Annotated in this window: 19 protein-coding genes and 1 tRNA gene; 6 read left to right on the forward strand and 14 right to left on the reverse strand. The window is 66.4% G+C overall.

All coding sequences use genetic code 11. The features are described 5' to 3' along the window. Positions 1 to 45: 45 nt before the first annotated feature. The gene (locus tag TVC13_RS11420; RefSeq protein WP_422401322.1) at positions 46 to 1,875 is read right to left on the reverse strand and encodes a septum formation family protein; all 1,830 of its coding nucleotides are present in this window, start codon (positions 1,873 to 1,875) and stop codon (positions 46 to 48) included. A 274-nt stretch (positions 1,876 to 2,149) separates the two neighbouring features. On the opposite strand from TVC13_RS11420, the gene TVC13_RS11425 reads away from it, so the two are divergent. Beyond that, positions 2,150 to 2,386 (forward strand): DUF3073 domain-containing protein, encoded by a 237-nt coding sequence (locus TVC13_RS11425; protein ID WP_152226029.1) that lies wholly within the window; start codon positions 2,150 to 2,152, stop codon positions 2,384 to 2,386. Positions 2,387 to 2,594: 208 nt separating this feature from the next. On the opposite strand, the gene purM is transcribed toward TVC13_RS11425, so the two are convergent. From purM to TVC13_RS11450, 5 genes are read right to left on the reverse strand one after another with little or no spacing between them, the layout of a single operon-like run. Further along, on the reverse strand, positions 2,595 to 3,710 hold the full coding sequence (gene purM, locus TVC13_RS11430) for a phosphoribosylformylglycinamidine cyclo-ligase (protein ID WP_422401323.1): 1,116 nt from the start codon (positions 3,708 to 3,710) through the stop codon (positions 2,595 to 2,597). Further along, positions 3,707 to 5,260, reverse strand: coding sequence for an amidophosphoribosyltransferase (gene purF / locus TVC13_RS11435; RefSeq protein WP_422401324.1), 1,554 nt, complete (start codon positions 5,258 to 5,260; stop codon positions 3,707 to 3,709). Before purF ends, purM begins: the two co-directional genes overlap by 4 nt. A 51-nt stretch (positions 5,261 to 5,311) precedes the next feature. Next, positions 5,312 to 5,632 carry a hypothetical protein gene (locus tag TVC13_RS11440; RefSeq protein ID WP_422401325.1) on the reverse strand — a complete coding sequence of 107 codons (321 nt, stop codon included), beginning with the start codon at positions 5,630 to 5,632 and terminating at the stop codon, positions 5,312 to 5,314. A gap of 25 nt (positions 5,633 to 5,657) precedes the next feature. Further along, complete coding sequence (locus TVC13_RS11445; protein ID WP_422401356.1) at positions 5,658 to 6,005, reverse strand: sterol carrier family protein; 348 nt, start codon at positions 6,003 to 6,005, stop codon at positions 5,658 to 5,660. Between the two features lie 35 nt (positions 6,006 to 6,040). Continuing rightward, a complete protein-coding gene (locus TVC13_RS11450; RefSeq protein ID WP_422401326.1) occupies positions 6,041 to 7,045 on the reverse strand; it encodes an asparaginase in 1,005 nt (334 codons plus the stop codon). A gap of 434 nt (positions 7,046 to 7,479) precedes the next feature. Here TVC13_RS11450 and purD point away from each other — a divergent pair, with 434 nt between their 5' ends. After that, positions 7,480 to 8,790 carry a phosphoribosylamine--glycine ligase gene (gene purD / locus TVC13_RS11455; RefSeq protein WP_422401327.1) on the forward strand — a complete coding sequence of 437 codons (1,311 nt, stop codon included), beginning with the start codon at positions 7,480 to 7,482 and terminating at the stop codon, positions 8,788 to 8,790. Continuing rightward, positions 8,787 to 9,680: a phosphoribosylaminoimidazolesuccinocarboxamide synthase gene (locus TVC13_RS11460; protein ID WP_422401328.1), complete on the forward strand. Its 894-nt coding sequence runs from the start codon at positions 8,787 to 8,789 to the stop codon at positions 9,678 to 9,680. Before purD ends, TVC13_RS11460 begins: the two co-directional genes overlap by 4 nt. Positions 9,681 to 9,754: 74 nt before the next feature. Here TVC13_RS11460 and TVC13_RS11465 read toward each other — a convergent pair whose 3' ends face one another. From TVC13_RS11465 to TVC13_RS11490, 6 genes are all read right to left on the reverse strand, one after another. Beyond that, positions 9,755 to 10,393 carry a dihydrofolate reductase family protein gene (locus TVC13_RS11465; RefSeq protein ID WP_422401329.1) on the reverse strand — a complete coding sequence of 213 codons (639 nt, stop codon included), beginning with the start codon at positions 10,391 to 10,393 and terminating at the stop codon, positions 9,755 to 9,757. Positions 10,394 to 10,498: 105 nt separating this feature from the next. Next, positions 10,499 to 10,575: transfer RNA gene (locus TVC13_RS11470), tRNA-Pro, on the reverse strand. A 107-nt stretch (positions 10,576 to 10,682) separates the two neighbouring features. Further along, a complete protein-coding gene (locus TVC13_RS11475) occupies positions 10,683 to 12,533 on the reverse strand; it encodes an ABC transporter ATP-binding protein (protein WP_422401357.1) in 1,851 nt (616 codons plus the stop codon). Between the two features lie 11 nt (positions 12,534 to 12,544). Beyond that, positions 12,545 to 14,359, reverse strand: coding sequence for an ABC transporter ATP-binding protein (locus TVC13_RS11480; RefSeq protein WP_422401330.1), 1,815 nt, complete (start codon positions 14,357 to 14,359; stop codon positions 12,545 to 12,547). Positions 14,360 to 14,531: 172 nt separating this feature from the next. Continuing rightward, positions 14,532 to 15,470: a metallophosphoesterase gene (locus TVC13_RS11485; protein WP_422401331.1), complete on the reverse strand. Its 939-nt coding sequence runs from the start codon at positions 15,468 to 15,470 to the stop codon at positions 14,532 to 14,534. 2 nt (positions 15,471 to 15,472) lie between these two features. Next, positions 15,473 to 17,701 carry a transglycosylase domain-containing protein gene (locus tag TVC13_RS11490; RefSeq protein WP_422401332.1) on the reverse strand — a complete coding sequence of 743 codons (2,229 nt, stop codon included), beginning with the start codon at positions 17,699 to 17,701 and terminating at the stop codon, positions 15,473 to 15,475. Positions 17,702 to 17,738: 37 nt separating this feature from the next. Between TVC13_RS11490 and TVC13_RS11495 the strand changes: the two genes are divergently transcribed. Genes TVC13_RS11495 through TVC13_RS11505 form a run of 3 tightly spaced genes read left to right on the forward strand, consistent with a single transcriptional unit; the run spans position 17,739 to position 19,280 of the window. Next, positions 17,739 to 17,894, forward strand: coding sequence for a DUF4177 domain-containing protein (locus TVC13_RS11495; protein WP_141653630.1), 156 nt, complete (start codon positions 17,739 to 17,741; stop codon positions 17,892 to 17,894). Continuing rightward, positions 17,894 to 18,376 (forward strand): RidA family protein, encoded by a 483-nt coding sequence (locus tag TVC13_RS11500; RefSeq protein WP_422401333.1) that lies wholly within the window; start codon positions 17,894 to 17,896, stop codon positions 18,374 to 18,376. The genes TVC13_RS11495 and TVC13_RS11500 overlap by 1 nt, the downstream gene beginning before the upstream one ends. Next, the gene (locus TVC13_RS11505) at positions 18,369 to 19,280 is read left to right on the forward strand and encodes an NUDIX hydrolase (RefSeq protein ID WP_422401334.1); all 912 of its coding nucleotides are present in this window, start codon (positions 18,369 to 18,371) and stop codon (positions 19,278 to 19,280) included. Before TVC13_RS11500 ends, TVC13_RS11505 begins: the two co-directional genes overlap by 8 nt. Positions 19,281 to 19,312: 32 nt before the next feature. On the opposite strand, the gene TVC13_RS11510 is transcribed toward TVC13_RS11505, so the two are convergent. Together TVC13_RS11510 and TVC13_RS11515 are read right to left on the reverse strand one after the other, a co-directional pair. Further along, the gene (locus TVC13_RS11510) at positions 19,313 to 20,506 is read right to left on the reverse strand and encodes an NAD(P)/FAD-dependent oxidoreductase (protein ID WP_422401335.1); all 1,194 of its coding nucleotides are present in this window, start codon (positions 20,504 to 20,506) and stop codon (positions 19,313 to 19,315) included. Further along, entirely contained in the window at positions 20,503 to 20,706 is a 204-nt protein-coding gene (locus tag TVC13_RS11515) for a ferredoxin (protein WP_422401336.1), read from the reverse strand. Before TVC13_RS11515 ends, TVC13_RS11510 begins: the two co-directional genes overlap by 4 nt.

Genomic DNA, 20,706 nt, shown 5'->3' on the forward strand with positions numbered 1-20,706 from the left:
AAACCACGGGCGCCCCGCTGCGGGGCCCCCCCTTCTTGCGTGTACTTAGGGCTGGACGATCAGGGACTCGGTCAGGTCCTCCCCGGGTGCCACCACAAAGCAGTCCACTCGCCGGTCGCCCGCGTCCCACGAACTCTGCGTGGGGACGGCGCGGTTCAGTTCCAGGTCCGTGTACTTCGAGGCGGCATCGGTGTAGATGACGGAGGAGCACACTTCTTCGGCCTTCGCCGCCAGGGCATCGGTGCCCGGGAACGTGTCCGAATCCGCGTAGGACTGGGTGGCGACGAGCTGCGCATTATGCGGGGTTTCGCAGGTCACCACCGTTACCTCGGAGTTCACACTCTGGAAGTCCTGCAGGCAGGCGCCGGCCTCCAGATCAACCGGAGCCACTGAATCTTCGAGCACACCCTCTTCACGGTTGCTGTCCGCGATGATCGTGGCCAGCCAAATGCCCAGCAGCACCACGATGAGGATGGAGCCCAGCAGCACCAGGGCACGGGTGGTTTTGCCCGGGCCCTTGCTGCGTGCCGCGGCTTCCTCTGCCTCACGGGTCCGCCGGGCGCGGCGGGAGTCCGCCGGGACGGCGCTGGACCCGGACGGGTTCACCGTGTGCGTCACCCCGGTGTCTTCCGGGTCCTTTTTCGTCAGCGTCAGCGATTCGAACGAATCAGTTACGGGGGCCGCGACATCGCTGCTGCCGCTCTGGACGGTCGAGGTCCGAATTGCGGGAGTTGCCGCCGGGTCTTCCGTCGGCTGATCCGCGCCGGAAGTCTTTTTGCCGTCAGCAGCCTCGTCCGGCTTGTTGCGGGTGTTGTCGCCGCCGGATGTGCCTGCGGCGGCCTCATCTTCGCCGCTGGGCTCATCGGCTGCCTTGTCTCCGGGATCAGGTTCGCCGTCCGGCTGGTTCCCGCCCTTGTCCTCAGCCTCCTTGCCGGCCTTCGGCTCAGGCTCCGGGTCGTCCTTGTCGCTGGCCGAGGACGGTTCGAGGTCCGTGAGGCCTGCGCCGGGATCGACGGCGACTTCCGTGCCTTCCGGTGCCGGCTCGGAGATGCCTGCCTGCTTGCCCGCTTCGGCAGCCTCCTCTGAGACTGCCCGCACTTCCGCAGCGGTTTCCGAAAGGGAAGCAGCTTCGGCGGCCTCGGAGCTGATGGACGGCGTATCGAGGGAGGGTTCCTCCAGCTGCACGTCTTCCGGCGGAACCACGCTGGGCTCCGCCGGAGCGGCGTCCCGGGCCTCGGCGTCGAACGCGACGTCCCACAGCTCGGCGTCATGGGAGCCGTCGGTGGAAAGCCAGGCAGGGGAGTCCGTGTGTGCGGACAGATCAGGGAGCGGTGCCGCGGCGTCCTGCGCTGCCGGGTCGGCGGGGGCGTTAGGGCTGGGCGGGTTGTTCTTCGTGGAAGCTGGCTCATCTGCCGGCCCGGAAGTCGGTTTGGCTCCGGGACCCGGACGGACCGCGGGGCGCTTGGCTCCGCCCTTGCCGCCGAGCAGACCCTTGGGAACTGCGCCCTGCTTCGCAGCGGCCGGGCGCTTGGCACCCGTGGGCTTTGCGCGGCCGGCTTTGCCGGGCTTGCTCGGTTTCGCCGGTTTTACCGGTTTCGCCTGTTTCGCTGGTTTCGCCGGGCCGGAGGTCCGGTCCGACGGGTCGCCGGGGCCGGGGCGCCCGTTGGAGGCAGGCTGCTGGGGCTTGATAACTGGAATGCTCCTTGTGGCGGGGTTGTTCCGGACCGGAGGTGCGGTTTTGGGGGCTGGCGGCTTGGCGCCGGAACCCTTGGAAACTCCGCTGCCGGCAGCAGTGCTTCCAGTCGCAGGGGAAGGGCGGTGGGACTTCCCAGGCAGGGCCGGTCCCTGCCGCGGTGTCCTCTTTTGATCGCTCATGGTGAACGCCGGTCCTCCCTGTCCATGGCCGCGAAGGGGTCCCGCGGTATCTGTTCCTCCCCGACTTTAGCGAATTTGCAGGTCGGGGCGCAGTACGCGCCGGTAGGGCGAAGGTACTAAACTGGGAAGTTGAGTGCGTCTGCGGGTCTTGAGGGGCACAACCCAGCGGGAAAACATGTAACCTGTAGTTACGACAAATTGACCAAATATTCCGGGGCCTCGCTCTCCTGCCCGAGCGACCACCTCCGGATCGACGCAAAAAGGGGGTCACGCCATGGGGCGCGGCCGTCAAAAGGCAAAAGCAACCAAGCAGGCACGCGAGATGAAGTACTTCACTCCTGCCACGGATTACTCGGCCCTGCAGCGCGAGCTGTCAGGTCCTTCGAGCCGTCCGTCGAGTCGATATCCCGAGGAACCGGCCGAGCCGGATTACTCGGCGTACGAGGATAAGTACGCAGATCAATTTGGCGATGAAGACGACGAGGATGAGGGTTCCCGCCGCATCGGATAGATGCCGGCAGATCTTTCATTCTTCGGCAAGCTAATTGCCCTCCTTCAGCGGATCACCATCATGGTGGATCCGCTGAAGGGCGTTAAGGGCGGAAATTCTCTCCGCGCCCCCGCTTGCCCCCATCGAGATAACAGAAACTGCCCGTATCAAGGCTGATACGGGCAGTTTCTGTTATCTCGATGAGGTGGGAGGTTCTTCCCCCGGGGTGTTAGGCGTAGCTGCCCACCAGGCGCACGGCACCGCCGTCGACACCCTTGGCACCCTGCACGTAGTTGGGATCGCCGGCCTCGGATTCCGTGACCCGGCCAACGGTTCCCATGGTCCAGGCCGGAACACCGCGCTCGCTCAGGCGGGCGAGTGCTGCGTCAGCACCGGCGGCGTCAACAATGGCCACCATTCCGACGCCGAGGTTCAGGGTGCGCTCCAGGTCCGGCAGCGGCACGTTGCCCAGTTCGCTCACCAGCTTGAAGACCGGCGGCAGCTCCCAAGTGGAACGGTCCACGGTGGCTTCCAGGCCCTTGGGCAGCACACGTGCCAGGTTGGCGGCCAGACCGCCGCCGGTGACGTGGCTGAAGCCGTGGACGCCGGCGGGGGCGTAGCGGGCCAGATCCAGGCAATCGGCTGCGTAGACTCGGGTCGGTTCGAGGAGCTCTTCGCCCAGCGTGCGGCCCAGTTCGGGGATCTGGCGCTCGAGCTGCCAGCCGGCGTGGTTGATGACGCGGCGCACCAGCGAGTAACCGTTGGAGTGGATGCCGGAGGATGCCATGCCAATAACGACGTCGCCCTCCCGCACACGCTCCGGACCCAGCAGGTCCGCTGCTTCCACCACACCGGTGGCGGCACCGGCGACGTCGTACTCGTCAACGCCCAGCAGGCCCGGGTGCTCGGCGGTTTCGCCGCCCACCAGCGCGGTGCCGGCAACCTCACAGGCAGCCGCGATACCGCGGACAATGTCTGCAATGCGTTCCGGAACCACTTTGCCGCAGGCGATGTAGTCGGTCATGAACAGGGGCTCGGCGCCTACGACGACGATGTCATCCACCACCATGCCCACCAGGTCGAACCCGATGGTGTGGTGGATATCCAGTGCCTGGGCAATGGCGACCTTCGTTCCGACGCCGTCCGTGGAGGTGGCCAGCAGCGGCTTCTTGTAGGTCAGCAGCCGGGAGACGTCGTACAGGCCGGCGAATCCGCCCACCCCGCCAAGAACCGAATCGTTGTGGGTGGCCTTGACCGCTGCCTTCATCAGTTCGACGGCCCGGTCACCAGCCTCGACGTCCACCCCTGCGGAGGCGTAGGTGATGGCGTTTTCGCTCGCGCTCATACTGATTCTTTCTTGTCTGTGGGGGTCAGGAGGGTCTCGAATTCACTGTCCGGGCCCGGGTCGCAGCCGTTGGAACCGTCCGCATCGGACGGAGTTTCCAGCAGGTTCTTGCCCAGCCGGTCTGCCGGGGGCAGCTCGATGGGGTACTGGCCGGTGAAGCAGGCTGTGCAGAGTTTTTCGCGCGGCTGCTGGGTGGCGCCGATCATTCCGTCTTCGGAGATGTAGGCCAGCGAATCGGCGCCGATCGAAGTGCAGATTTCCTCGACCTTGGCGCCGTTGGCAATCAGCTCGGCTCGGGAGGCGAAATCGATGCCGTAGAAGCACGGCCACTGCACCGGAGGGGAGGAGATCTTGACGTGGACTTCCTTGGCACCGACTTCCCGGAGCATGCGCACGATCGCGCGCTGGGTGTTGCCGCGGACGATTGAGTCGTCCACCACCACCACCCGCTTGCCGCGGATGACGGATTCCAGGGCGTTGAGCTTCAGCTTGATGCCAAGCTGGCGCAGCGTCTGGCTCGGCTGGATGAAGGTGCGGCCCACGTAGGAGTTCTTCACGAACCCGTGCGCGAAGGGAATGCCGGACTGCTCGGCGTAGCCGACGGCGGCAGGGGTGCCGGACTCGGGGACCGGAATGACAATGTCGGCTTCGACGCTGTTTTCACGGGCCAGCTGGCGGCCCATCTCCACGCGGGATTCGTAGACCGAACGGCCGTTGATGGAAGCGTCCGGGCGTGCCAGGTAAACGTATTCGAAAACGCAGCCGGCCGGCGTCGGCTCGCCGAACATCTGGGAGCGGATGCCGTTTTCATCGATGGCGATGAATTCGCCGGGCTTGATCTCGCGGATGAAGCTGGCACCGACGGTGGCCAGGGCGGAACCTTCGGAGGCGACCACCCAGCCGCGGTTCAGCCGGCCAAGTACCAGCGGGCGCACGCCGTAGGTGTCCCGTGCAGCATAAAGGGTGCCTTCATCCATAAAGACGAAGGAGAACGCACCGCGCAGCTTGGGCAGCAGCTCCAGGGCGGTTTCTTCCAGCGAGCGGCCGTCCTTGCCGTTGAGCAGTGCGGTCACCAGCGCGGTGTCGGAGGTGTTGCCCTGGGCGATTTCACCCGAGCGGGGACGGCCCTGCCGGGCCAGGATCATTTCGTAGAGTTCAGCGGAGTTGGTCAGGTTGCCGTTGTGGGCCAGGGCCACCGTGCCGGCCGCCGTAGCGCCGAGGGTGGGCTGGGCGTTCGCCCAGTGTGAGGCGCCGGTGGTGGAGTACCGGCAGTGCCCGATGGCAATGTGTCCCAGGAGGGTGTTCAGGGTGGTCTCGTCAAAGACCTGGGAGACCAACCCCATGTCCTTATAGACGCTGATCCGGCTGCCGTCGCTGGTAGCAATACCCGCGGACTCCTGTCCGCGGTGCTGCAGCGCATACAGACCGTAATAGGTAAGCTTCGCTACCTCTTCGCCGGGGGCCCAGACTCCGAAAACCCCGCAGGCATCCTGCGGACCTTTCTCGCCGGGCATGAGATCGTGGGAAAGCATTCCGTCACCGCGTGCCATGTGTCTCATTCTCTCACGCCTGCCGGTTTCAACCGGCTCCGGGACGGAGCGTTACGCGGTGGGGGAAGCGCCCGTGCTGCCGGTCTCGTCGTCAGCTGCCTCAACCACCGCATGCTCGGAACGGCGCATGCTGATGCGGTCCAGGATGAGGGCGGCAATGGAGCCCAGGGCCACGCCGGGCAGGGCGAACATGACCGTGAAGAATCCCAGCACTGCCTCGCGGGTGTACTGGGGATTTTCAGGCCCGGTGTACGCCATGAACAGCGCGACGATGAAGGCAGCGACCGCGCCAAGGGCCATGAAGGGTACAAAGCGGGGAGCACGGCGGATGGTGATCTCGCGGCGTTCAGGGCTGTGCTGCTCGGAAGTCATGCCCAAATTCTACCGGCAGTAGAGATTAAGCTGTTCCGCCTGCCGCAAGCCGGGGAAACAGGGGAAGGCATTCGGACAGGTCCGCACGCAGACCGGAGGCTGAGACTTTGCCCGCAGCCACCACGTCAGCCCAGGCCAGGGTTCCAGTGACCAGCCCCAGCCAGGTGGCGGCGTCGGTCTCCACGACGTTCGGGGGAGTGCCGCGTGTGTGCCGGGGGCCGGGGATGCACTGGGTGACGCCGAACGGCGGCACCCGCACCTCCACGGAGTTGCCCGATACCCGTTCCGCGAGTTCCTCCAGGGTGTAGCGGACCGCCGTCGCCGTCGTGTTCCGGTCTGCCGGTCCTGATGCGGCTGCCGTAAGCGCAGCCATGCCGTCGGCCGGAGAAATCCTTCGGCGTGCCACTGCTAGTCCAGCAGGGCGGTGACAGGGGCGGCCAGCCGCAGGCTGCCCACGGGCTCTCCGCCGCCGAGGACGGGCGGAACAGTCTTGGCCAGGACCTTGAAGACGCCTTCGGGCTCGATGGCGCCGCTGGCAGCCAGCAGCGTCAGTCCCACCAGGGTGGCGGCCCGGCCGTTCCCGTCGAGCATTTTCAGGGCAACTGAAACTCCCGTATCCGTGCCCAGGACCAGTACACCTTCAGCGCCGCTCTTGGCGATGATGCCGAGGTCTTCCATCACTACCGTGTTCTCCCGGCCGGCACCGTGGACGGCCCAGGGGTAGTCCAGCATGGCGGTCGCCACGGTTGCGGCGCGTGCATCCCCGTGCTTGTCCGACGGCGCCTTGGCCAGCTTGCCGATTCCGCGGGCCAGGCCGGTCAGCGACACGGCTGCCAGGGGAGCGCCACAGCCGTCCACCGCCCAGTGTGCAGCCTTCTCTTCGCAGAAATCCTCGAACACGCGGGCGATGCCCTGCTGCAGCGGGTGGGCCGGGTCCAGGTAGGTGCGGGTGTCCCAGCCGTTTTCGGTGCACGCCCACAGGAAGGCTGCATGCTTGCCGGAGCAGTTGAACGCAATGCGCTGCTTCCCCTTGCCGGAGCGGAGCAGTTCTGTACGCGCTTCTTCGTCCTGCGGCCAGTCCACCGGGCACTGGAGGTCTTCCTCCGTAACTCCGGCGGCCTCAAGCATTCCGCGGACGACGTCGGTGTGTTCCTTCGCGCCGATATGGCTGGCAGCGGCCAGCGCCACCTGCGGTCCGCGCAGCGGCACACCCGACTGCATTGCGGCCACAGCCTGGAAAGGCTTCAGGGACGATCGCGGGAAAACCGGCGTGGTGATATCGCCCAGGGCGGTCACCACCGACCCGTCACCGGAAAGCACGACGGCGGAACCCACGTGGCGGGATTCAATGAAGCCGTTGCGCTCCAGGACAGCGAGTTCAACGGCGTCGGAGGCAGCAAAGGTGGCAGACATACTGCCAGTCTACGGAAGTCCGGACGAGGGTCCGGGACGCGGGAAAACGCAGACGGAAGTGTCCGTTGCCCCGGCTGGATCCGACGCCCTGCTGTTCTGGCAAATGCGTCCCTTGTTCCCCTCCCTGCCGCTCATACTCACCTGGGCCGCGGTGTTTGGATTCCGGCGGCACCATGAGCTGAAGTCCACCGTGGCGGAACGGGAAGCGGATGGCACGGGCAGCGAAGCAGGGGAGCGATGACCGCCCCAGCACCGCCATCGAGGCAGCCTGCCTCGCTGCCCGGGCCGGCGGACCGAAGCACCGCCGTGTTTCACTATCCGGCGGCAGGCTCAGCAGGGCAACGGTCCGGCACGAAATCCACGCCTCAACGGGCCGCGTCACGGAGCCGCAGCGGCTTTCGGGGCGCGCATCACAGCCAGTAGTCTGAACTCTTGTGAAGGTTCTCGTTGTTGGCCCCGGCGGCCGCGAACATGCCATTGTCCGGGCCCTGCTGGCCGACCCCTACGTTACGGAAGTCCATGCGGCTCCCGGCAACGCAGGAATCGCGCAGGTAGTGCCAGTCCATTCAATCAATGCCAGTGACTCGGAAGCGGTCACCGCCCTCGCGCGCCAGCTGGGATCCGACCTCGTCGTCGTGGGCCCTGAGGCTCCGCTGGCCGCCGGCGTATCGAACGCCCTTGTGCAGGCCGGGATCCCGGTCTTCGGTCCCTCCCGCGAAGCAGCCCAGCTTGAGGCATCCAAGGCCTTTGCCAAGCAGGTCATGGCTGAAGCGAACGTACCCACCGCCATGGCCCGGGTTGCAGCCACCGCCGAGGAAGCCGCCGACGCACTGGACACGTTCGGTGCTCCTTACGTGGTGAAGGATGACGGCCTGGCCGCCGGTAAGGGTGTGGTGGTCACCACTGACCGGGACGAAGCTCTTGCTCACGCGCAGGCCTGCTTCGATGCCGGCGGAACCGTCGTGATCGAGGAATTCCTGGACGGCCCCGAGGTTTCCCTCTTTGTCCTTTCCGACGGACGGCACGTGGTGCCGCTGGCACCGGCCCAGGACTTCAAGCGCATCTTCGACAACGACGAAGGCCCCAACACCGGCGGGATGGGTGCCTACTCACCACTGGAATGGGCACCGGCCAACCTGGTGGAAGACGTCATCGCCCGGGTAGCCCAGCCCACCGTGGACGAGATGGCCTCCCGCGGCACCCCGTTCGTTGGTGTGCTGTACTGCGGCCTGGCGCTGACCTCCCGCGGCCTGCGGGTCATCGAATTCAACGCCCGCTTCGGCGATCCGGAGACCCAGGCTGTGCTGGCCCGGCTGAAGACCCCGCTCGGCGGACTGCTGCTTGCAGCGGCCAAGGGTGAACTGGACGCCATGGAGCAGCTGAAGTGGGATCCGCGCACCGCCGTCGCCGTCGTCGTCGCGTCCGAAAACTACCCGGACACCCCGCGCACCGGAGATCCGATCCTTGGTCTGGTGGAAGCCGAGGCGATCGAGGGCGTGCACGTCCTGCATGCCGGCACCGCCATCGCAGCCAATGAAATCGTCAGCGCCGGCGGGCGGGTCCTGGCCGTCGTGGCGCTGGGGGAGAACCTGGCCCAGGCCCGGGAGCTGGCCTACCAAGGCGTGGACGCCATTGAGCTTGAGGGCTCCCAGCACCGCCGCGACATCGCGTTGAAAGCCGAGCGCGGTGAAATCGTGGTGCCCGCCGGCAGCGCGGGCGTGGACAACGAACAGGACCTGGCATGAGCACCGCACCGCAGCTGCAGGGCTGGACCCATATCTACTCCGGCAAGGTGCGGGACCTGTACGTACCCGCTGGCCCGGACGCCGCGCAGGACCGGGTGCTGGTTGTGGCCAGCGACCGGATCAGTGCCTACGACCACGTGCTTTCCAGCACCATCCCGGACAAGGGGCGGATCCTCACGCAGCTGAGCCTGTGGTGGTTCGACCAGCTGGGCAACGTTCCGAACCATGTCATTTCCGCGGATGAGGGCGTACCGGCCGAAGTGGCCGGACGTGCCATGATCTGCAAGAAGCTGGAGATGTATCCCGTGGAGGCCATCGCCCGCGGCTACCTCACCGGGTCCGGGCTCGCGGAGTACCGTCAGTCGCAGACCGTGTGCGACGTGCCGTTGCCCGCGGGACTGGTTGACGGCTCGCGGATTGAACCGGCCATCTTCACCCCTTCTGCGAAGGCAGAGGTGGGCGAGCATGACGAGAACATCAATTACGACGCCGTTGTGGCGGCTGTGGGTGCCGAAACGGCCGCGCAGATCCGGGACCTGACCTTGGAGATCTACACCACGGCTGAGGCCATTGCCCGGGACCGCGGGATCATCCTGGCGGACACCAAGGTGGAGTTCGGGCTGGACCCGGCCACCGGCCTGGTGACCCTTGGAGACGAGGTGCTGACCCCGGATTCCTCGCGGTTCTGGGACGCGTCCCTGTACGAGCCGGGCAAGGCCCAGCCGTCTTTCGACAAGCAGTACGTCCGGGACTGGCTGACCTCGGCAGAGTCCGGCTGGGACAAGGCCTCCGACACTCCTCCGCCTGCCCTGCCCGAGGACGTCATCGAGCGCACCCGTGCCCGGTACGTTGAGGCGTACGAGCGGCTGACCGGAGAGAGCTTCGTCTAGGTTCGTACGGCAATTGAACTGCAGGCCCCGGGTTTTCCCGGGGCCTGCAGTGTTGTACCCGTGGCGCGTGGGAGTCAGCGCGAGAACGTCAGGTGCGTGACGCCGTCGTCGGCCGCTTCTGCAGTGGCTTCGTAACCGTCTTCCAGGCCCCGCAGGCCGTCCCAGAGGTTGATGCCCCGGCCCAGCAGGATCGGTGTGATGCCCACATGGATCCGGTCCACCAGGCCCGCCTCGAGGAACGCCTTCACGACGGTGGGCCCGCCGCCGATCCGCACGTCCTGGCCCCCGGCGGCGTCGACAGCCCGCTCCAGGGCATCCTGCGGTGAGGCAGTGAGGAACTCGAACCGGGTTCCGTCCGGCATGTCGATGGGCTCGCGGGCGTCATGGGTGAGGATAAAGACCGGGTACTGGAACGGCGTTTCGTCGCCCCACCAGCCCTTCCACTCGGGATCGTCCGGGAAGTTGTGCAGCCCAAACATGCCAGCGCCCATGATCTCCGCTCCGATGCCCTCGAAGTAGGCCGCGGCGTAATTGTCATCCACCCCGGTGGTGCCCATACCGTGCTGGTGCATCACCCGTTCCTGGAAGGTGCGGGTGGCTGTGTACGGTCCAACCAGCCGGCCCCAGTCTTCCCCGAACGGGCTTTCCGGGGTCTGGTCCGTGGTGGTGGCATAACCGTCAAGGGAAATATTCAGGTCGACGCGGACGACCATGGCAGCTCCTGGTGTCTCGGTGGGGGTGCCCCCGAGCATACTCCGGGACACAGCAAAGACACAGCAAAAAAGGACCCATCAAAAATGATGGGTCCTTCCTTGTTTTGGTCGGGGTGACAGGATTTGAACCTGCGACCTCGTCGTCCCGAACGACGCGCGCTACCAAGCTGCGCCACACCCCGTAACCACTGCCTGACCGGAGGTTTCCCTCCCGGCGAAGCAACTTTACAAGTGTACTCGACAACCTGCGGGAGCGCGAAATCCGGGTGCCGGGGCCGATGGAGCAGCGTTACACGAGCGAGTCCTGCCAGGCCGCATTCAGGGCCGCGAAGCGTCCGGTGCCGCTGGTGAGATCCGCCGGCGTCCCGTCTTCCACGACTTCTCCAGAGTCCATCACGAGCACCCGGTCCGCGATCTCCACGGTCGACAGCCGGTGCGCAATGATCAGCGCGGTGCGGTTGCCCAGCAGGGTCTTAAGCCCCCGCTGCACCAGCCGCTCGCTGGGAACGTCCAGTGATGACGTCGCTTCATCCAGGATCAGCACAGCGGGGTCGGCCAGGAACGCGCGCGCAAAGCTGATCAGCTGCCGCTGCCCGGCTGAGACCCGGCCGCCGCGTTTGTTCACGTCGGTCTCATAGCCTTCGGGCAGGGACATGATGAAGTCATGGGCGCCCACAGCGCGGGCCGCGGCCTCGATTTCTTCGCTTGAGGCCCCGGGCTTGCCCAGGGCAATGTTCTCCGCAACGGAGCCGCTGAACAGGAACGCTTCCTGCGTCACCATAACGACGGCGCGGCGCAGGTCCCGCTGGGTGAGGTCCCGCAGGTCGGTGCCGTCCAGCAGCACGGCGCCGGCGGACGGGTCGTAGAACCGGGCGATCAGCTTGGCCAGGGTCGACTTGCCCGCGCCTGTCTGGCCCACCAGCGCCACGGTCTGGCCGGCGGGGATGTGCAGGTCCAGGCGGGGGAGCACCAGGGGGCCGTCCCCGTAACGGAACTCCACGCCGTCGAACCTGACGTCCCCCTCAGCCTCCCTGAGCTCCACTGGATGCTTGGGCGGGCGGACGGTCGGCACCTCTTCGAGCAGGCCGGACACCTTTTCCAGGGCGGCGGAGGCGGACTGGAAGGAGTTGTAGAACATGGCCATCTGGTCCACGGGCTGGAAGAACCGCTTGGCGTAGAGCAGCAGGGCCAGCAGTGCGCCCACTTCCAGTCCGCCGTCGAGCACCCGGTAGCCGCCCACCAGCAGCACCACGGCCACGGTGGCGTTGCCGATGAAAATGAGCCCCGGCTGGAACACGCCGTTGAGGTTGATGGAGCGCAGCGTGGCGCGGCGGTAGTCCTCGGCCAGTTCGTCGTTCTTCTGGGCATTCACGGTTTCGCGGCGGAATGCCTTCACCGCGCGGATGCCGGTCATCGTTTCAACGAAGTGCACGATCAGCTTCGCCGAGGTAACGCGGGAGGCGCGGTACGCGATCTGGGAGCGCTTCTGGTACCAGCGGGTGAGCAGGAACATCGGAACGAACGCCACACAGAGCAGCACACCGGTGCGCCAGTCCAGCGCGAAGATGCTGATGGCCACGAAGACCATGTACATCGCGCCCGAGGCCAGGGAGCTGATCCCGGAATCCAGCAGCTCACGCAGCGCCTCCAGATCCGAGGTCTGCCGCGAAATGATCCGGCCGGAGGTGTAGCGCTCATGGAACTCAAGGCTGAGCCGCTGGGTGTGCCGGAACACGCGCAGCCGCAGGTCCAGCAGCATCGCCTGGCTGAGCTGGGCGGTGGACCGGACATAGCCTGCCGTCAGCCCGGCTGCCAGGACCGCAGCCAGCAAATAGGTTCCGCCGGCGGCCAGCAGGGGCAGCGAGCTGCCGTCCTGCAGTGCGGGCAGTGCGTGATCGATGCCGAAGGCGATGATTGCGGGTCCGGCAACACGGGCGGCCTGGGAGAACACTACGAGCGCGATGGTGAAGAGGAACCGGCCGCGGTTGGGGCGGACCAGGGACGTGAGCAGGGACAGCGAACGACGCCGCACGGCCCGGTTCTGCTCCCGGTCCAGGTCCAGGTTGTCCTCGCCTGCCGTGCCGACGCCGGCGTTTGCCGGCTCTTCGGGACCGGGAAGGGGTGCGCCGGCCCGGCGGATCCTGAAACGGCTCACCGGAGAACCTCGCTCTCGTTTTCAAGCCCGCTGTCCAGGTCCTGCGGCGCGGCCGGCAGGCTGGCAATCACGTGGCGGTAGTGCTCGTTGCCGGCCAGCAGTTCAGCATGGGTGCCGACGGCGGAAATCCTGCCGTCCTGGATCAGCGCCACCCGGTCGGCCAGGGAGACTGTGGAGGGACGGTGCGCGACCACCAGGGTGGTGGTCTCCGCGAGGACTTCGCGCAGCCGCTGTTCCACCAGTTCCTCGGTGCGCACGTCCAGCGCGGAGAGCGGGTCATCCATGATCAGCACCGTGGGCCGGGCAGCGATGGCCCGGGCCAGGGCTACGCGCTGGCGCTGGCCGCCGGAGAGGCTGAGTCCTTCCTCACCGATCAGGGTGTCGACGCCGTCGGGCAGGGCATACACAAACTGGGCCTGGGCTACCTCCAGGGCTTCGCGCAGGAGGTGCTCCGCTTCGGCGTCGTTCGCGGCGTCCGCACCGAGCAGGACGTTCTCGCGGACCGAGCTGGAGAACAGGGTGGTTTCCTCAAAGGCCACGGAAACGATCCGGCGCAGTTCCTGCAGCGGGTAGTCCCGCACATCGATGCCGTCGATCCGGATGCTGCCGGCCGTGGCGTCGTACAGCCGGGGGACCAGCTGCAGCAGCGTGGACTTGCCGCTGCCGGTGATGCCAACCAGCGCCATCGTTTCACCGGCGCGCAGAGCCAGGTTCACGCCGTCGAGCACGTCCTTCCGGTCCGCGGAGGCGTCCGGGTAGGCGAAGTGCACGTCTTCAAAGGAGAGCTGGCCGTGGACCGTGTCCGGCGTTGCCGGGTGCTCGGGATCGGTGATGGTGCGCTTGGCGTCCATGACTTCGAAGTGCCGGTCGATCGCCGTGGCGGCTGTGAGGGTCATGGACAGCAGCGGCCCCATGGACTCCACCGGACCGGCGACGACGGCGGCGGTGGCGAAGAACGCGACCAGCGCGCCGATGCTGACCTGCCCGTCGTTGACCAGCAGGATGCCCAGCACCAGGGACACCGCCAGCGCGGCCTCGGGCAGCAGGGTCACCACCAGGGAGAACTTGGCCAGCGAGTTTGCCTTGAAAACCTCGGTCTGGCGAAGGCCCTCGGCCTGCTCCTCGAACGCATCCAGTGCCTCGGAACTGCGGCCGAAGGCTTTCAGGACGCGGATGCCGTGCACCGATTCCTCGACGGTGGTAGCCAGGTCGCCGGCCTGGTCCTGGCTCTGCCGGGACACCCGCCCGTAGAAGCGGCGGAACCTGAAGCCGTAAACGATGATCGGCACGGCGGCGAGCAGGAACACGATGGCCAGTTGCCAGGCGGTGAAGAACATGATGGTCACGCCGATGAGCACAGTCAGCGCCGTGACAACCAGCATCAGCGCACCGAACGCCATCCAGCGGCGGATCAGGTTCAGGTCGCTCATCGCGCGTGAGAGCAGCTGGCCGGAACCCCAGCGGTCATGGAACTCGACGGAAAGGTCCTGCAGATGCCGGTAAAAGGAGGTCCGCAGGCTGGTTTCAACGATTGTGGACGGCGCGACGGCGAACTGCCGCCGCAGCGCCATGAACACCGCCTCCAGGGTGCCCAGGACCAGGACGATGCCGGTGGCCCACCAAAGGGCTGTCACCGCGCCTCCGGGCGCGAGGTAGGAGTTCACCAGGACCCGGAGCACCTGCGGGATGGCCAGCGCCACGACGCTGGCGCCTATCGCGGAGAGAAAGCCCAGGAACAGGCGGGGAAGGATCGGTTTGATGTGCGGGTACAGACGCCCCAGGGATTGCCACAATGATGTCTGCGGGGGCATGAATCCTCTTCAAGACGGAGAGGTCCGCGCCGGTGGGTGCGGGCCGGATACCGCTCAATCCTAGGCCACCCCGGGCACCGTTACGACGCCGCGCCCACGAATCGGACTTCCGCGCCGAGATAACAGAAACTGCACGAAACGGGGTGTCTAACGTGCAGTTTCTGTTATGTCGTTACGCCGCTGGGGTGAGGGTGAGAAGGACAGCTTCCGGGCGGCAGGCAAAGCGGACCGGGGCGAACCGGGACGTGCCGATTCCGGCGGAAACGTTCAGGGGAACGGTACGGCCGTTGTGTTCCCAGTCCGTGAGGCCCTTGGCACGCCAGGTGGGAAGGTCGCAGTTGCTCACCAGTGCACCGTAGCCCGGGATGCAGACCTGCCCGCCGTGGGTGTGACCGGCCAGGATCAGCTGGGCGCCGCCGTCGGTGAAGTAGTCCAGCACGCGCTGGTACGGGGCATGCGCGACGCCGATGCGCAGGTGCCGGGCGGAGCCCGACGTCGAGCTGCCGGCCGGGAAACCGGCATACCGGTCGCGCTTGAGGTGGGGATCGTCGACGCCGGAGAAGTCCAGGCGCAGCCCGTTCAGGACCACCGACTGGTTCCGGTTGGTCAGGTCGATCCAGCCGGCGTTGCCAAAGGCGCCGAACATGTCTGCCCAAGGCAGCTTGGCCGGGTTCTTCCGCAGCTTGGACGGTGAGGTGAAGTAGGTGAACGGGTTCTTCAGCACCGGTGCGTAGTAGTCATTGGAGCCGGGGACAAACACTCCGGGGAAACGCATCAGCGGCTTGAGCGCTTCGAGCAGCGGCGGCACCGCCTGCTGATGGCTCAGGTTGTCTCCGGTGTTCACCACAAAGTCCGGTTCCAGGTCCGCCAGGGACTGCAGCCAGCGCGTCTTGCGGTCCTGGCCGGGAACGTAGTGGATGTCGGAGAGGTGCAGGACACGCATCGGCTTGCTGCCCGGGGGCAGCACGGCCACGGTCTCGGTGCGGATACCGAAGAGGTTCCGTTCAATGAGCGAACCGTAGGCAAAGGCCGCGGCGCCGGCAGCGGCGAGGCTGCCGGCGGTCCACGCGGCGGATCGAAGGGCCGGGGCTGCCGGATTAGTCGCTGCCAAGGTCAGTCGTCGTTGTTCTGGTTGTTGCCGTTATTACCGTTGTTCCGGTTGTTGTCCCGGTTGGGGGCAGGAGAACTGGGCGACGGGCGCGGCGCCGGCGCCTGGCCGACGATGTTTGCCGGCGCGGCGGCGAACGGATTTGCCTCGTACTGGCCGGGGACACGCTGGATGAAGTTCTTCCAGGACGGTCCGGCGATCAGCGAGCCGTCAATCTCCGGGTAGTAGCGGCCGCCGATCAGCTTGTCGGACATGGACGTGTTGTTGGCTTTCCAGTTCCCGATCCAGGACGCGGTGGAGAGTCCGGTGCTGTACCCCATGAACCAGGTCTGGGAACGGTAGTCGTTGGTACCGGTCTTGCCGGCAATCGGTACGCCAACCTGCAGGTTGAGGCCGGAGCCGTTGGTCATCACGCGCTGGGTGGCTACGTTCACGCCCTGGGCGACCTCCTTGCGCATGACCTGTTCACAGCTCTGCTCAGGAACCGGATATTCAGTTCCGTCGCTGCCCTTTACGGAAACAAGGGCGCGCGGTTCGCACATCAGCCCCTCAGCAGCGAAGGTCGCGAAACCAGTGGCCATGGACAGCGGGGAAGCGTCGCCGCCGCCGCCGAACGTGGAGGGCGGGTTCACGGCGAGCATCTCGGGTTCACCGGCGGCGCTCTTGCCGTTGTGGACGCCTGAGGCAAAGGCCATCTGCTGGAACTTGCACAGATCCAGCTCGTTGGCCGAGGCCAGCGTGATGGTGTTCAGCGACTGGGCAAGGCCTTCCAGCACCGTGGTGGTCCGGTAATTGGTGTCGCCGTAGTTAATTGGGGTCCACGGATCGAGGATGGCGTACCGGCCGCCGGGCAGACAGCTGGCGTTCCAGGTGTGCCCGGCAGGGTAGGTGCGCTTGTTGCCGTTCAGGGTGGCGTTGAGTGTCTTGCCGGAATCGAGCCAGGCAGCGACGGTGAACGGTTTGTACGTGGATCCGGGCTGGAATCCGCCCAGCCCGTTGAGGGGCTTGGACGGGTCGCCCTTGAGGTATTGGTCCACGTTGAAGTTCTGCACCGAGTTTCCGGGTGCCAGCTCCGGCGTGAAGCGGGTGTTCTGTGCCATCACGAGGATGTTGCCGGTGCGGGGTTCAACGCTGACCATGGAGTGGCCGATTTCCGCATCCGTGGTGTCCGGGTTCGCGGTTTCGTTGATCGCAGCCTGGGCTGCGTTCTGCAGTGTGGGGTTGAGTGTGGTGGTAATGCTCAGCCCGCCGCGGTACAGGAGCTTTTCCCGGTCTTCGCGTTCAGCGCCGTAAGCCGGGTCGCCGAGGATCAGGTGTTCGACGTAGTCGCAGAAGTAGGGTGCCTGAACGGCGCCCACGCAGTTGCTGGGCACGGGAGTGAGGACCAGTTCCAGAGGGGTCGCGACGGCGGTGTCGTGCTCTTCCTGGGTGATCCTGCCCTTGTCCAGCATGGCGTCGAGCACCAGGTTCCGCCGGGCGAGGGAACGGTCCGGGTTCAGTTCCGGGCTGTAGAACGTCGGTCCGTTGACGACGCCGGCAAGCAGTGCTGCCTGCGCGATGCTCAGGTCCTTGGCATCAACGTTGAAGAAGTAGCGGGAGGCAGCCTGGACGCCGAAGGTGGTGCCGCTGAACGGCACGATGTTGAAGTATCCCTCCAGGATCTCTTCCTTGCTGAGTTCCTTCTCCACGGCGATCGCCAGCTTGATTTCGCGCAGCTTGTCACCGACCGTCTTCTGGCCGCTGAAGACCACCTCCCCGCCTTCCTGGAGGTTCGTATCGATGATCACGTTGTTCACGTACTGCTGCGTGATGGTCGATGCTCCGCGGGTGCGGTCGGAGGTGACGTTGGAGATGATGGCACTGAAGATACCCTGCAGATCGACGCCGCCGTGCTCGTAGTAGCGGTCGTCCTCGATGGCCAGCATCGCGTCGACCATGTGCGGGGAGATCTCGTCCAGCTTGACCGGCTGGCGGTTCTCCTCATACAGGGTGGCGATGAGCGACCCGTCGTTCGCATAAATACGGGAGGGCTCAGCCAGCGCTCCACGCTGCAGCTCGGAGGGGAGCTGGTCGAAGAACTGGATGGAACCCGACGCCGCTGTGCCCGCGGCAGCCGCGGCCGGCACCAACAGCCCTGCGGCCAGGACACCGCACAATGCGCTCACGCCGAAGAACGCGACGATCTTGCCCAGAGTTGTAGCAGTGTCAAAAAAAGGGGATTTGCGAGCTGCCATGCCGATCAGTCTACAAGCACGCGCTAGTCTTTGGATCATGAGCAAATGGGAATACTTCATTACACCGCTGCCTTTGCACACCCCCGGTGCCGTGCTGAACATGCATGGTGAGGAAGGGTGGGAGCTGGTGCAGATCACCCCGGCCCCGAACGGCACCGGTTCGGTGGCCTACATGAAGCGGGAGAAGGCCTGATGAGCACTGCTCCCGAGGCGGTTTCCGCCGTGGAGCAGCGCCTGGCTGAACTCGGGCTGGAACTGCCCCCGGTGGCCGCGCCGGTTGCCGCCTACGTTCCGGCAGTAGTGAGCGGGAACCACGTGTACACCTCCGGCCAGCTGCCCTTCATTGACGGCTCGCTGCCGGCTGCCGGCAAGGTCGGAGCGGAGGTCACCGCGGAGGATGCAAAGGCCTACGCCGCGCGCTGCGCCGTGAACGCCCTGGCAGCCATCAAGGCGCAGATCGGGGACCTGGACCGGGTGACCCGGATCGTCAAGGTTGTAGGCTTTGTTGCCTCGGACCCGTCCTTCACCGGACAGCCCGGAGTCATTAACGGTGCGTCCGAGCTGCTGGGGCAGGTCTTCGGCGAGGCAGGAAGCCACGCCCGGTCCGCCGTCGGCGTGGCGGTGCTGCCGCTGGATGCGCCGGTAGAAGTGGAAGTGATCGCCGAATTTGCCTAACGTTTCCACCCGGCATTTCCAGCTGCCGCCCTGGCAACAGGGCGCAGCTCAAAGCTGGTTTGAACGCGGCGAAGGCACCGCCCGCAAGCCGCGGGCGGCGTCGTCCGTCCTTCTGTTGCGCGACTCCCGCCAGGGAGCCGAAGTCTTCCTGCGCTACCGCCGCGGTGAATCCCCGCTGGGCAAGATCGCCTTCCCCGGCGGCAGCCTGGAAGAGTCCGACAGCGATTCGCTGGCCTGGTACGGGCCGTCGCCGGCTGAGTGGGCCAGGACCCTGGGGATGGATGACCCGCAGGAAGCCCGGCGCCACGTCGTAGCCGCAGCCCGGGAGCTGTTCGAGGAGACCGGCGTGCTGCTGGCAGGACCGGATGAGTCCACCCTCCTGGAGAGCAACCGGGGACCGGACTGGATGGCGGCGAGGGTTGGCATTGCCTCCGGCGACATGTCCTTTCCGGCCCTGCTGGCCCGCCGCGGGCTGGGGCTGCGCAGCGATCTGCTGCGCCCGCTTACCCACTGGCTGACCGCGGACTTCGCGCTGCGCCGTTTCGACACCCGTTACTTTGCTGCCGTCCAGCCGCTGGGCCAGGAGACCTCGCTGCTGGAGTCCAAGGGCCTCTGGGGCCAGTGGCGGGTAGCCGCAGCGGAGATGGAACAGGCCGGGACCACGGCACTCGGTGATGAAGTGGGCCAGCCGGACACCGTGGGGCTGACCCTGGAACAGCTGACCGTTCCGGCCGTCGCGCTGATGATCGAAAAGCTGGCCAAGGCCCGCGGCTGCATTGCCTACCTGGCGCACCGGCGCGCTAATGAGGTGTTCCAGCCCGAACTCGTGGAGGCTGGGGACGGGTACGCGCTGCGCGTGACAGCCACGGACGCCGCGGAAGGCTCAGGGCACCGCGGCCGCTGAAACTGCCTAAAAGTTCCGGCACCCGTGCGCCGTCATCTCACCAGGGAGACGGGCGGTGCGACGCCGGAGGCAGCTGCGAGTGCGGCCTCCGCATGCACCAGCTGCTGCCAGCGGCGTACCTCCCGCATCGGGGCATTGACGCCGATAATGCCAACAAGCCGGTCCTGTACGCGGTGGGCGAGGATGAAGCTGCCATCGGCTTCTGCACCGGCAACAACCTCGGTGTCCGCACCTTGGACAGTCAGCCCGTGGATTTGGATGCGGGTGTCGAACTGGTGCGACCAGGCATATGGCACCGAAACAAACGCGATGCCGTGGCCGCCGTCCAGGTTGGCCAGGAGTGTGCGCGCAGCGTGCGCCCCCTGCTGGGTGGCGTTGGTGCGGTGCTCGACCCGCATCAGCGACCCATACGCTGGGTTGAACCACCGCGCGACGTCCCCGGCTGCAACGACCCCCGGTGCCGCAGAGCAATCTGCGGCGCAGAGGACGCCGTTATCCACCGGTACACCGCTGCCTTCGAGCCAAGCTGTTGCCGCAACCGAACCGACACAGCCGATCACGACGTCGGCCGGCAGCCAGGTGCCGTCCGCTAGCGCGGCTCCGGAGGCATCGGCATGGGTTACGCGCACTCCGGAGCGCACTTCGACGCCCTGCGCTGCATGCAGGGAGGCGACGTGGCGGGAGACTGGTTCGCCAAGCCGCGCCAGGAGGCTGCCTCCGCGGTCCAGCAATGTCACCCGGCATCCCCGTTTAACAGCAGCTGCGGCCAGTTCAGTTCCGAGAAAACCGGCGCCAATGATGACGACGTGTGCCCCGGGCTGCAACCGCGAACGCAGGCGGGAAGCGTCGTCCAGGCCGCGCAGCGTCGACGAATCGACGCCCGGCAGAGGCACCGGTACGACGCCCGTGGCGATGACGAGACCGTCATAGGAGAGCTCTTCCCCGCCGTCCACGGTGACGGTGCGCTGTGCAGCGTCGGCGGCAACCGCGCGCCGTCCAGGCCGAAAGTCGGCATCCAGTGCAGCCAGGTCCGCGTCGGCCCGAAGCCGCAGCCGCGCGTTATCCCATGAATCCTCCAGCGCCTGCTTTGACAACGGAGGACGGTCATAGGGGACATACTGTTCTTCGCCAACCAGCGTGATGGTGCCGTCGAACCTTGACCTCCGCAATTCTTCCGCGGCTGCCAGGCCTGCAGCGCCGGCCCCGACGATGACGATGCGGGTCATCCAGCGACCAGGCGCAGCGCTGCCGCGGGGCAGAGCGACACAGCCTCACGGACGCCGGGAAGGGAGTCGCCGGCCGGCTCCTCGACGAGCACGATCGCGATTCCGTCGTCCTCGCGCTGGTCGAAAACATCGGGTGCGGCCATAACGCACAAGCCGGATGCCACGCACTTGGGGGCGTCGAGTTCAATGCGCGTCGTCAT

It is taken from the genome of Arthrobacter sp. 3Tela_A (assembly GCF_049311025.1).
GTDB lineage: Bacteria > Actinomycetota > Actinomycetes > Actinomycetales > Micrococcaceae > Arthrobacter_B.